This window comes from Novosphingobium umbonatum (assembly GCF_004005905.1).
Lineage (GTDB): Bacteria > Pseudomonadota > Alphaproteobacteria > Sphingomonadales > Sphingomonadaceae > Novosphingobium > Novosphingobium umbonatum.
Map to the genome: position 1 here is coordinate 323148 of NZ_SACO01000002.1, position 12426 is coordinate 335573.

12 protein-coding genes are annotated in these 12426 nt (G+C 60.9%); 4 read left to right on the forward strand and 8 right to left on the reverse strand.

The window, feature by feature from the left end; genetic code table 11:
* The first annotated feature begins 26 nt into the window (after positions 1-26).
* A complete protein-coding gene (locus EOE18_RS03800) occupies positions 27-593 on the forward strand; it encodes a DUF4136 domain-containing protein (RefSeq protein WP_164852652.1) in 567 nt (188 codons plus the stop codon).
* On the forward strand, positions 590-1732 hold the full coding sequence (locus tag EOE18_RS03805; RefSeq protein ID WP_425464281.1) for a M14 family metallopeptidase: 1143 nt from the start codon (positions 590-592) through the stop codon (positions 1730-1732). Before EOE18_RS03800 ends, EOE18_RS03805 begins: the two co-directional genes overlap by 4 nt.
* Positions 1733-1759: 27 nt before the next feature.
* On the opposite strand, the gene EOE18_RS03810 is transcribed toward EOE18_RS03805, so the two are convergent.
* Complete coding sequence (locus EOE18_RS03810; RefSeq protein ID WP_127706377.1) at positions 1760-2215, reverse strand: MarR family winged helix-turn-helix transcriptional regulator; 456 nt, start codon at positions 2213-2215, stop codon at positions 1760-1762.
* Between the two features lie 116 nt (positions 2216-2331).
* Between EOE18_RS03810 and EOE18_RS03815 the strand changes: the two genes are divergently transcribed.
* Complete coding sequence (locus EOE18_RS03815) at positions 2332-4029, forward strand: acyl-CoA dehydrogenase family protein (RefSeq protein WP_127706379.1); 1698 nt, start codon at positions 2332-2334, stop codon at positions 4027-4029.
* A gap of 10 nt (positions 4030-4039) precedes the next feature.
* Here EOE18_RS03815 and EOE18_RS03820 read toward each other — a convergent pair whose 3' ends face one another.
* The 4 genes from EOE18_RS03820 to EOE18_RS03835 all read right to left on the reverse strand — a co-directional run bounded on the left by EOE18_RS03820 (position 4040) and on the right by EOE18_RS03835 (position 8543).
* Positions 4040-4513: a Saro_0803 family transcriptional regulator gene (locus tag EOE18_RS03820; protein WP_127706381.1), complete on the reverse strand. Its 474-nt coding sequence runs from the start codon at positions 4511-4513 to the stop codon at positions 4040-4042.
* Between the two features lie 91 nt (positions 4514-4604).
* On the reverse strand, positions 4605-5660 hold the full coding sequence (locus tag EOE18_RS03825) for an amidohydrolase family protein (protein WP_127706383.1): 1056 nt from the start codon (positions 5658-5660) through the stop codon (positions 4605-4607).
* A gap of 34 nt (positions 5661-5694) precedes the next feature.
* On the reverse strand, positions 5695-7137 hold the full coding sequence (locus tag EOE18_RS03830) for an NAD-dependent succinate-semialdehyde dehydrogenase (RefSeq protein WP_127706385.1): 1443 nt from the start codon (positions 7135-7137) through the stop codon (positions 5695-5697).
* The gene (locus EOE18_RS03835; protein WP_127706387.1) at positions 7134-8543 is read right to left on the reverse strand and encodes an MFS transporter; all 1410 of its coding nucleotides are present in this window, start codon (positions 8541-8543) and stop codon (positions 7134-7136) included. Before EOE18_RS03835 ends, EOE18_RS03830 begins: the two co-directional genes overlap by 4 nt.
* A gap of 400 nt (positions 8544-8943) precedes the next feature.
* Between EOE18_RS03835 and EOE18_RS03840 the strand changes: the two genes are divergently transcribed.
* On the forward strand, positions 8944-9264 hold the full coding sequence (locus tag EOE18_RS03840) for a ribonuclease E inhibitor RraB (RefSeq protein ID WP_164852653.1): 321 nt from the start codon (positions 8944-8946) through the stop codon (positions 9262-9264).
* A gap of 94 nt (positions 9265-9358) precedes the next feature.
* On the opposite strand, the gene EOE18_RS03845 is transcribed toward EOE18_RS03840, so the two are convergent.
* The 3 genes from EOE18_RS03845 to EOE18_RS03855 all read right to left on the reverse strand — a co-directional run bounded on the left by EOE18_RS03845 (position 9359) and on the right by EOE18_RS03855 (position 12403).
* Positions 9359-10024 (reverse strand): alpha/beta hydrolase, encoded by a 666-nt coding sequence (locus EOE18_RS03845; protein ID WP_127706391.1) that lies wholly within the window; start codon positions 10022-10024, stop codon positions 9359-9361.
* 76 nt (positions 10025-10100) lie between these two features.
* Entirely contained in the window at positions 10101-11501 is a 1401-nt protein-coding gene (gene ligM / locus EOE18_RS03850) for a vanillate/3-O-methylgallate O-demethylase (RefSeq protein WP_127706393.1), read from the reverse strand.
* Between the two features lie 125 nt (positions 11502-11626).
* Positions 11627-12403 (reverse strand): glutathione S-transferase family protein, encoded by a 777-nt coding sequence (locus EOE18_RS03855; protein WP_127706395.1) that lies wholly within the window; start codon positions 12401-12403, stop codon positions 11627-11629.
* Positions 12404-12426 lie beyond the last annotated feature (23 nt).

The window sequence follows — 12426 nt, forward strand, 5'->3', positions numbered from 1 at the left end:
CCCTGCCCCGCGCCACCAGTCGCGCGATGAAACATTGGCTTGCCCCTTTTGCATTGCTCGCGTTGACGGGCTGCGGCGTTCCGCTTGGTCCGGTGGAAGTCTCGCGCTTTCACGTGCCCGAGACGGCCGCTTTGGGTCGCGGTACTATCGCCGTGATCGCGGGCGATGGAGAAGACCAGTCCAGCTATCGCATCGCGGTGGAACAAGCGCTGACACAGGCAGGCTATGCCATTGCCGCGCCCGAAAGCGCCGCGCAAACCGCCCAAATCCGCATTGAACGCCAGTCTATCCGCAATGCCCAAGCGCCTGTCCGCGTCGGCCTGCGCGGGGGTAACAACAGCTATGCCGGCGCCAATGCTGGCGTTGGCCTGTCCATCCCGTTCCAGACCGGCCCACAGCAAAAGACCGCCACCGATCTGGTCGCGGTGATCCGTGACCGCCAAAGCGGCAAGGTCTTGTGGGAAGGTCGCGCCAGCTTTACCGTCAGCGCCACATCCCCCTTCTCCCAAGGATCGCTGGCCGCGCCGCGTCTGGCGCAGGCTTTGTTTTCCGGCTTCCCCGGCCAGTCGGGCGAAACCATCAAGGTGCCATGATGACTGACACGCCTATCCACATCACCGCCGCCTTTGACTCGGGCAATATCGAAGTGCTCTCCGTGGATGGCGCGCAGGCGAGGTTGAAAATCCGCCGCGATGCCCATTCGGAGTTTTTCCAGTGGTTCCACTTCCGCGTTTCGGGCGCAGATGGACGGACCTTGGTGCTGCGCATCACAGGGCTGAAAGAGGCGGCCTATCCCGATGGCTGGGCAGGCTATAAGGCCTGCGTGTCGGAAGACCGCGACTATTGGGGCCGCGCGGCCACCGCTTGGGAGCCGGAGGTCGAAGGCGGGACTCTGGTCATCACCCATACGCCCGACAGTGATCTGTGCTGGTTCGCCTATTTCGCGCCCTATTCGATGGAGCGCCATCACGATTTGATCAGCGAAACGGCCAGCATGCCCTTCGTCTCCTATCGCTGCCTTGGCCAAAGCATCGAAGGCCAGCCCATTGACTGCCTGACCCTTGGCGAGGGCGATGTGCAGGTCTGGCTTCAGGCCCGCCAGCATCCGGGCGAAAGCATGGCCGAATGGTGGATGGAAGGCGCGCTGGACCTGCTGACCGACGAGGCCAACCCGCATGGCCGGTTGCTGCGCGATTATTGCACCTTCCATATCGTGCCCAATGCCAATCCCGATGGGTCACGCCTTGGCCATTTGCGCACCAATGCGGCGGGGGTAAACCTCAACCGCGAATGGCATGCGCCCACCCCCGAACGCAGCCCCGAGGTGCTGGCCATCCGCAAGGCTATGGATGAAACGGGCGTGGATTTCTGCATTGACGTGCATGGGGATGAAGCCATCCCCCATGTGTTCATCGCCGGTTTTGAAGGCATCCCCTCGATCACCGACGAACAAAGCGCAGGCTATGCCGCCTATCGCTCAATCCTTGACCGCCGCACCCCCGATTTCCAGACAAAGCGCGGTTACCCCATCGCGCCTGCGGGCAAGGCCAACCTGACCATGGCCACCAACCAGATTGCCGAACGTTTTGGCGCGGTGGCCATGACGCTGGAAATGCCGTTCAAGGATCACAATGATCTGCCCTGCCCCGATCAGGGCTGGAGCCCCGAACGCAGCGCGCAACTGGGCCGCGATTGCATGGCGGCTTTGGCCGAATGGGTCATGCAGGGCTGATCCGCCTTGGCAGAGGGGAGCGAGGCCTTAGCCCTCCTCCCCGCTCGGCGCCTCCACATTCAACGCCTCGGCCGCGCGCCAGAAGGCGTCCAGCACTGCCACCGCGCCCTCGCGCATGTCATCGGGCAGGCCAGCCAGCAACGCCAGTTCATAGGCCTCGATCTCTTCACGCACCTCGGCGCAAAGCGCATCGCCCTTGGCGCTCAGATGCAGGCCTTGCGAGCGGCCATCGACCTTTTGCCGGTCGATCAGGCCCCGCCCCTCCAACCGGCTGACGATCGGCACCATATTGGCGCGCTGGATATCCAGCAGGCGCCCCGCCTCGCTTTGCGTGGTGCCCGGCATGGAATGCAGGATCAGCAACAGGCTGGCATCAACATGGCGCAGGCCCAAGGGCGCAAGGCGGCGATTGAGGCCAGCGAGCGCGGCAGCCGAAGCGCGGCGCAGCAAATAGCCCGGTAGCGTGGATAAAGGATCACTCATACACTCTTGAGTGCTGCCTCTTTTGCGCCAAGGCAAGCGTTTTTCATTTGGCGGCGGCGCGCCTTATCGTTATAGATCATAACAAATGACAAAGCGCCACAGAGGGAGAGCGCAACATGGATATTACCGCCACCATCGCCCGCCATCTGGCGCTCAGCCCCGGTTGGGATGCTGTGCGCGCCGCCAGCGAAAGCTTTGCCGAAGCCAGCGAGGAACTGATCGAGCAGGTGCTGCATTCGGCCAAAGGCTTTGGTGAGGATTATCTGGCCCCGCTCAATGCCGCCGCCGATGTGGCGGGGTGCAAGCTGGTGGATGGGCGGGTGATCACCGTGCCCGAGCACAAGGCCGCTTGGGAGGCCTTCCGCGAAGGTGGCTGGCTGATGCTGGATGCTCCGGCCGAGATTGGGGGGATGGGCCTGCCTACGGCGCTGGGCAATGCGGTGCAGGAAATGATGGACCGCCACGGCCCCGCCTTTGGCATGATGCCCGTGCCTAGCCGCGCCGCCGCCCGCCTGTTGCAGGCCTATGGCGACGAGGCGGTGCAGGAGCGCTATCTGGCCGCGCTGATCGATGGCAGCATGGGGGCTACGATCGGCATTTCCGAACCCGATGCGGGCAGCGATGTGCGCCGCCTGCGCAGCCGCGCCGAGCCTTTGGGTGATGGCATATGGAGCATCACCGGCGAGAAATGCTGGATCAGCTTTGGCGATCAGGACATCACCACCAGCATCGCCCATCTGCTACTCGCCAAAACCGCGCCCGAAGGCCAGGCCCCCAGCCCCAAAGACCCGATAAGCCTGTTCCTTGTGCCCAGCGATCTGGACGGGCAGCGCCAACCGATCATCATCCGCAGGCTGGAGGAAAAGCTGGGCCTGCATGCCTCGCCAACCTGCGTGATGGGGGTGGAAGGCGCGAAAGGCTATTTGCTGGGCGAGATCGGGCGCGGGTTGCCGCAGCTTTTCGTGATGATCACCAATATGCGCCTTGCCACCGGCGTCATGGGTCTGGCCATTGCCAGTCGCGCGGCGGAAATCGCCCATGGCTATGCCGCGGAAAGGCGTCAGGGCGGCAATGGCCCGCAAGCCATGCTGATCAACCAGCACCGCGATGTGCAATTGCAACTGCTGTCACTATCGGCGCGGGTGGAATGTTTGCGCGGGCTGATTTACGCCACCGCCAATGCCGCAGACCTTGCCCGCGTGTCCAGCGATCCGGCGCAAAAGGCACAAGGCGAGGCGCTGGCAGGCTGGCTGCTGCCGATCATCAAGACTTTGGGCGGGGAAACCGGCTTTGGCGTGGCTTCCGATGCGATTCAGGTGCTGGGCGGCGCTGGTTACACCCGCGAATGGCCGGTGGAACAGGGGCTGCGCGATGCACGCGTTCTGACCGTGTTTGAAGGCACCACCGGCATGCAGGCGCAGGATCTGGCCCTTCGCCGGTTGCGCGGGGGTGGAGGCGCGGCCTATCAAGCCTTCCTTGCCGCCGCCAAGCCCGACATCGCGGTACTGGATCATGCGGGCCTGAACGCCGCGCTGGCCACGCTGGAGAGCACGGCAGAGACGCTAGCCGTGGCGGAGCAGGAGGATGCCGAAGCAGGCGCGACCGCTTTCCTGTCACTAGCAGCCATCGTGGCACAGGGCTGGATCGCGGCACGGTTGATCACCGGCAATGCGGGCGATCCCTTGGGCCAGCAACTGGCCGCCGCCGCACGCTTTGCCCTGTCCGACATTGCCCCGCGCGCCCATCTGGCCAGCGCGCAAGCCTTGGCCGGTGCGGCAAGGCTGGAAGGTTTCGGCGCTTTTCTCGAAGACTAAACCGGATCGCTCACTCGTGCAAACGGGTGAGCAATTCGATCAAAACCGCCACTTCGCGCGGCGTGTAACGGGATTTGAGCCAATCCTCATGCGCGCGAATGGCCTCTTTCGCCGTGGCCAGCATCGCCTTGCCCGCCTCGGTCAGATTCAGCGTCTGTTTGCGCCCATCGGTCGGCGAAGGACCTCGCGCCAACAGATCGCGCGCCTCCAACCGATTGACGATGGCCATGGTGGTGGCGCGGTCCATCCGCATCCTTTGCGACAGGCCGGTTTGCGCGATGCCGGGGTGATCATCCACCAGCCACAGCACCGACACCTGTTTCTGCGTCAGGCCCAGATCGGTAAAAGTCTCGGTAAAGTGGCGATAGACCGCGCCATGGGCCAAGCGGAGATGGAAACCGACAATATCGCGGATTTCACCAATATCCTCCGCATCCTCGCCGGGCGGGGTGGTGATGGTCAGCACTTCCTTGGCTCTGGGCATAATCGCGCAATCGTCCTTTGTTACGCTTTCAGCTTGGCGGGGGGCCGCCTTTTGCGCAAGCCCCCGCCCCCTGTCACAAGGGATGAGACGCCTAGATTTTGAACCAGCGCCGCGCATTCCCCTCAAAGAATTTGCGCTTCACCTGCGCCGACACATCCAGATTATCCATGTCACGCACTTCCTGCGCTTCATATTGATAGGGATAATCCATGGCATACATCACGCGATCCTCCCCCAGCACGCTTTGGGCAAATTTGATCGCCGGTTCCCATGCCATACCGCTGTTGGTGATCACCACATTGCTGCGCATATAATCGGCAATGGTCTTTTGGAGCGGCTTCAACCGCTCATAACGCTGCGAGCGCACGCCCGCTTGATGCATGTAATCCAGACGATAGAGCCAATAGGGCAAAGCCTCGCCCATATGGCCAACCATGATCTGCAAAGTGGGATAGCGGTCAAAAATACCGGTGGTGATCAGGCGCAGCAAATGCATCCCCGTTTCCACCCCGAAACCGAACACGGCACCATCCAGCCCCGCTTCGACCAGCGGGCCGATCATGCTGTCGGGCAAAGTGGCGGGGTGGATATAAAGCGGCTGATCCACCTCGACCAAGGCCTGAAAGATGGGATCGAATTGCGGCTCGTCCAGATAATGGCCTTGGGTATGGCTGTTGATCTGCACGCCCTTGAAGCCCCATTCGCGGGCGCCGCGCCTTATTTCATCGGCCGACCATTGCGGGTCCTGCGGCGCCACCGCCGTCATGCCGACGAAGCGCGTGGGATAGGCTGCGCAGGCCGCTGCCAATTGCTCGTTGGCACTGCGGGCAATGGCCTTGGCCTCTTCGACATCCAGCATCGGCTGCACGCCGGGCGAGGTCAGCGCCAGAATGGCCACATCAATGCCGGTCGCATCCATATCGGCAATCCGCCGCTCGCCCAGATCGAGCAGGCGCTCCATGATCTGCGTGGCACGCGGGCTGGGGCTGGTGGCGTAAAAGCCCCAAAGCGAGACCATCCCCTTATCCGCCGTGCCATCGCGGATCATGCGCAGGAACACATCGACCTGCTCGCGCGTGGCAAAGGCTTCCTCGGTGGCGATGCGCAGATAGCCGCGATCGCCACCGGTGTTCAGTGCGTGGGTCATTGATCCTCTCCCTTTATACCTTGCTGCGGGGCGTTTAGCCCTCGTGAACAGCCTTGGTGACCAGACAGGCCATCAAGCCCTCCGGCCCATCTTCGGCGCCATGGCCCGACCATTTCACCCCGCCAAAGGGTGCGTCCGCCGCGCCAATGGCCACGGTGTTGATACCCACCATGCCCGCCTCCAATTGCGCGGCCAGACGTTTCTGCCGCGCGGCATTGCTGGTCCATGCATAGGCGGCAAGGCCATAGGGCAGGCGATTGGCCTCGGCGATCATCGCGGCCTCGTCGCTATAGCTGTTGATCAGCGCGACCGGGCCGAAAGGCTCCTCATTCATGATCCGCGCCGACAGGGGAATGTCGGACAGGACCGTAGGCTCAAAGAAGAATCCCTGATTGCCGATCCTCTTGCCGCCCGTATGCAGCGTCGCGCCATGCTCGATCGCATCGCCGATCAGCACTTCCATCGCTTCGGGGCGGCGCGGGTTGGCCATCGGGCCCATCTGCGTGTCGGGGTCCAAACCATCGCCCACGCGGATCGCGGCGGCGCGCTCGGCAAAGCCGGTCCGGAAGCGGTCATAGACGCTTTCCTCGACAATGAAGCGGGTGGGGCTGACACAGACCTGCCCCGAATTGCGGAATTTGTGCCCCACCGCCACATTCAGCACATGATCAATATCGGCATCGGCGAACACCAGCACCGGCCCATGGCCACCCAGTTCCATCGTGGTGCGGATGCAATTTTCCGCCGCCAGTTTGGCCAGATGTTTGCCCACCACAGTCGATCCGGTGAAGGACAATTTGCGGATGATCGGGCTGGCCAGCAGATGACGGCTCACCTCGTCCGGCACGCCGAACACCACCTGCGCCACTTGGGGCGGCAAACCGGCATCCAGCAGCGCCTGCAACACGGCTAGCGCGCTGGCGGGGGCTTCCTCCGCCGGTTTCATAATCACGCTGCAACCGGCGGCCACCGGCGCGCCCAGCTTGCGCCCGCAATTGGCAATGGGGAAATTCCATGGCGCGAAAGCCGCCACCGGTCCTACCGGCTCATAGGTCACGGTCGAGCGCTGGCCCTCGGGGCGCACCAGCGCGCGGCCATAGATGCGCTGCGTCTCGCCAGCGTAAAAGCTGAAGAGTTGCGCCACCATCAAAACCTCGATCCGCGTCTCGGCCAGGGTTTTGCCTTCTTCCAGCGTGGCATTGCGGGCGATCTCTTCCTGACGCTGGATCAGCAAAGCCGCCGCGCCCGACAGCACCGCTGCCCGCTGCTGCGCGGTGGAGCGGCGCCAGATGGCAAAGCCTTGCTCGGCCACGGCCAAAGCGCGATCCAGATCATCGGCATCGGCCAAAGGCAATTGCCCCAGCACGCCACCGGTAGCCGGATTGAGCACGGCATGGCTGCGGCGCTGCCCCCCTGTTTCCTTGGCCAGGCCGATCCTTTCACCGGCAATCATCAGGGAGAGTTCGGGATAGCTCATGATTTTTCCTTATCAAGCAGGGCCAAAGCGTCGGCATAAGGCCTGATCGCGCGGCTCATAATGTAGGCAGCGGCAGGGTTGAGCAAAAGGCCCGACAAAGCCAATGCCTTCCAGACATCGCCGTCATTACCAAAAACATGGTCGGTCATAATGCCGATCATGAAGGGGCCGACCGCACCTACTGCGGTAAACATCATCAGGTAAAGGCCTGTCACCTGCCCGCGCATCTGGTTCGGGGTAATTTCCTGAATTGTCAGATTTTGCGGAACAGCCGACGCAATGCCCAACATGCCCGACAGCATCGAACAGGTCAGCGCCAGCCAGCCATTGGGCATCATCGGCCCGAAAATCGCCAGCGGCACCACAGCGGTAAAGCAAATCGTCACCGCGCGCACATTGGCATCACGATAGCGGCGCGACAGCAGTTTAAGCAGCATCGGCCCGACCAGCAGCCCCGCCAATTGTCCCGCCAGCATGAACATCGGCGCGCGGGTGGCAATCTCCATCTCGCTCCAGCCATAGGTGCGCTTGTAAAAAGGCACCATCCATGCGGGCAAAGCCATGGCATGTGCCGCCGAAAAGCCAAGCCCAAGGAACAAAGGCCCATAGACCGCACGACGACGCCAGATTTCGGCCATCACATCGCGGATCGGCAAGGGCTTGCCTGCGGCGATCACCCCACGGCGCGGCGGTTCCTTCACCAGCAGCAGCAGACCACAGGCCACAACACCAGGCAGCGCCAGCATCATCAGCACATATTTCCAGCCATGCAGATGTACGTCCAGAAAATCACTTTCAGGCCAGCCCATGGCCAGCGCCAGCATCTGCCCCGCCAGCACCAGTCCCAGCGTGCCGCCACCGATAAAGCCCAGTTGCAGCAGCGCAAACGGCCAACGCCGCTTTTCGGGCGGGAAGAAATCGGCCAGCAGCGAATAGGAGCCGGGCGCATGGGCGCCGCCCCCCGCCCCCACCAACATTCGGGTAAAGGCCAGAGCCATGAACGTCGCCGTAAACCCGCCCGCCGCATTGAGCAGTGCAATCAACAAAGCGCCAATCGCCAGCACATATTTGCGCGGATAAATATCCGACATGCGCGATAGCGGCAGCATCACCACCATATAGAACACCACATTCACCGGCCCTTGCAGCAGGCCGATCGCGGTGTTCGACAGATGGAATTCGGCCCGGATCTGTTCGATCAACAGGCCAAAAGCCGCGGAATCGAAAAAGTTGAGAAAGGTCGCAAAGATGATGACCGCCAAGGCATAATAGGCCGTGCCGGTGGATGGCCAGGGGGCATCATCGCCCGCATGGGGCAAGGGGGAAGCTTCTGCTGCGCGATCAGCGGCATGGGCGCTGCCTTGCGGCGCCATATCGGCAGGGCCGCCCGCCATGGTCGTGGCCATAAATCACCTCTCCATCTGCGCCCTGTTGCCGGGCACTTTGTATGTGATAGATACAAACTGTTTCCAGAGCGCTTGTCCAGTCACAAATGCAAAGGACGATTATTTTCATGGCGCAGTGATTCGCATTTGCGGTTGGCCGGACCGCCATTTTTGACAGATAGACCTTGGGGCATGACCGCATTCAGCCTTACGCGGGACCAAAATCAATCCATAATGGTTGGATATCTTTCATCCATTAAACGCAATGGCATATTACCAACTACTTAAATCATTGCTTTTAAGGATTTTTTGTCGACTAACGCATTAATACGTATATTGATCCCATGTTTCGCTTCGCAATCACAAAAAAGTCATGTTATTAAATTATTTACCAACCTTCAGTGGATCTCAGGGGGTAATCATGACGGCTCTAGACGAGAATATGGTGATGCTGCGAGAATGGATCGAAGATGGCCTTGATCCTTCGCAGCCAACTGTAATCGACTTCATTCACAGCTTTCACAACGCCGATGATGCCGATGGCTTCGCCCAAGCGGCCATAAGCATCGGATACGAAGCAATCGCCTATGAACCGGTTGACGAAGAAGGCATTTGGGAAGTCGTCGCCTCCTGCATCATTACGCCCACCTGCGACGCGGTGACCGCCGTAGAGGAAGATCTCGAAGCGCTCGCGCTTGACTTTGATGGTGACAGCGAAGGCTGGCATCTGCCGGAAGTTTAACCGGTTAGATCAGCCTGTACGGTTGGGGGAGACAACCGCCACCGAGTCTGGGCCGATAGTCCCAAAAGGGAAGCCCAGACCGATAGTCACAAGATTATAATCCAAGCAATATGCCCAAGACCTGCTCACGCTGGCCATTCATCACATCATGGCCGCAATCTGCCTCATAATAGGCCCAAGCAGGATCCGCCTTCACCTTGGCAGCGAAACCATGGAACGGTGATGGCTTCCACCCCGTAGCAAGCACATAGGCATGCACAGGGATTTTCGCTTCCTCACCGGTAAAGCGCACCGCCTCCAGCATGGTCAGCAAGGGATGGCGCGATAATTTGCTGCTGTTGCCACCGATGATCGGCGCGACAAGGCCGGGGGTGAACTTCTGCGTATCGATATAATGGCGATGCTCATACTCGCTGGTAATGTCCCAGAGCGACTGCCCATCCTCGGGCAGGAAAGCATCCAGATAGGCAATGGCGTCGATCCGCCCGCCCAATTTGGTGGCCACACCGGTGATCACCATGCCACCATAGGAATGGCCAACCAGCACGAAACGGTCGAAACCGGCCTCGGCCACGGCAAGGCACACGTCCTCCACATGGTCGGACAGGGTGATGCCGGGGTGCAATTCATGGCTGCGAATGCCCAACCCGCGCAAATGCACCACCACAGCGCGATGCCCCGCCGCACGCAGGTCCTCGGCCAGCCCCTCATGCGACCAACCGCCTGCCCATGCGCCATGCACCAAGACGTAATCGGTCATGCCCGCCCTCTCCCTGCTGATATAAACAGCGGCGCCTGGTGATTAAACCAGACGCCGCCCTTTGTTTTTATGGCACTTAACGGCCCGTGCGCCAGCCTTCGGCATAGGTGTCACGCGCCACGCGGCTATAGGGCACGGGCGAAACCACCACGCGCACTTCGATCTGCTTATGGGGCTCGACCGTGGTCTTGCGCGTGCCGCCGTTTTCTTCGCCCCATACCACGCGCAATTCGGTGCCAACGGGGATTTCGGGATCGACCGTAGCCAGCGACAAAGCCTGCTTTTCGTTGAACGAGAAGCCGGTGAACATCGACAGGCCCACCGTCTTGCCGCCTGCATCCACCACGCGGTCGTAGTTGGACGAGGCATAGTTCGCCAACGGCACGTCGAAGAACTTGTAGGCCTCGCCATCGGGGTTGAACATCGAAGCCATGATCTTGGCCATGTCTTCGGGGTTCCACGCCAGCGTCACCTTCTTGCGCTGCTCGGCAGGGTTCAGGGCTTCCAATGCTTCACGGCCGTGGAAATCATGGTCGAACTTCACGAAGGGACCATAGCCCAGTTCCCAGGGATTGAGGTAGTAATCCTCGATATTGTCCGAAACGAAGGAGCCGCCGATCGAACCGGTGGCTTCATAGCTGTCGGCACCCAGCCATTCGCGGAAGCCCTTCAGCTTTTCGCCGGTGTAAATGGCAGGCAGCGGCGAGGGGATCCAGCCCGATTCCAGCGTGTTCGACGGATAGGCGCGGCTGCCGCAAGCGATCAGGCCAAACTCTTTGCCCGCTTCCAGAATGGCGGCACGGATCTCTTCCTGCTCGGCATAGGGGCCCCAGATTTCCAGACCCGGCGCACCCGACATACCATGGCGCAGCGTGCGCACGGTCTTGCCCGCAATGTTCATCGTGCTCATGTTAAAGAACTTGAGCTGTTCCAGCGGGCCGCCATGCAGCTTTTCGATCACCGCCCAGGCGTTGGGGCCCTGAATCTGAAAGCGCCATTCCTTGCGGGTGACGGGCTTACCCATCGGGCGCATCGGCGAACGGTCGTCCAGCTCGATTTCCACGTCATAGCCACCGGTAGCCGCATGATAGCGCAGCCAGTTCGAAGCCGGAGCGCGGCCAACATAGGTAAAGCTTTCCTGCTCTTCCCAGAAAATGATGCCGTCACCGATCACATGACCATAAGGCGTGGTGGGCACATATTGCTTGGCCTTGTTGACCGCCCAGCCCTTCGAGCTGTTGATCATCGTGTCCGATAGCAGCTTATGCGCGTCCTTGCCACGGATATAGAGGTTCACCATATGGTGCGACTGATCGAACAGCACCGCCGAATGCTGCCATGCCCATTGTTCGGAACGCCAGTTGGAAAATTCGGGCGCCACCACGGGGTATACATAGGCGCCAAGCTGCGAGTTACGCAGCATTTCCACGATGTTGCCCGAGCTGGCAAGCAATTGGTCAAGATTTTGGGCGGACATTGTCGATCCTCTCTCCACAGGGATTTCAGGGTTGCACTTGCGGTTTTCCGCATAGCAAGTTTTGTAAGCTACACAAACAATCTTTGCAAGCCCGCTTTAGCTTTTAACGCAGGGCCTCCTTGCGCCTAGCGCGCGTGGCCGGTCCATGTGCGCAGGCCCGGCGCAGTGCGATCCTCGCCCGCCAAGGCTTTGGCCACCGCAGGGCGCGCGGTCATCCGGTCGCGCCATTCCACCAGTCGGGGCGCACGGCGCGCGATCTCCATCTCGGGAAACATGCGTTCGACCATCATGCCGCAATGGCTGTAGAAATTGATGTCCGCCAAGGTGTAGGCGTCCCCTGCCAGCCAGTCCGTCTCGCCCAGTTGCCGCTCCACCTTGTCCACGGCATATTCGATTTTGGCCGTGGCATGGGCCAGATCCGCTTCCGAAAAACCGCTGCGGGCGGTCGCCCATTTCTTGCGCTGATCGGGCAACGGAATGCTCTCCAACAGCTTTTCAAATTCGCCCGACTCGATGTTGCGGGCAATCACCCCCACCATGCGGTGCCAGCCATGCATGGAGACGAAATTCATCACATGCTCGTCGACGAACTTGTTCCAATAACGCATCCGCGCCGCGCCAACCGGATCACGCGGGCGCAAGGGCCCACTGTCGGGCTGGGCATCGGGAAAGGCGTCTTCAAGATATTCGTTAATCACCGTGGTATGGGTGATGATCACCCCGTCATGGTCCAGCACCGGCACCTGCCCCTCGGGATTGATGGCGGTGAACCATGGCTGATGCTGCTCGAACTTATGCAGGTCGACATAGCGGCTTTGCCAATCCAGCCCCTTTTCAATCAGCGGGATCATGGATTTCAGCGAATTGGCGGCCGGTTCCGCATGGTAATAGGTCAATGCCATAAGTCTCTCCCAAGCGCGGCTTG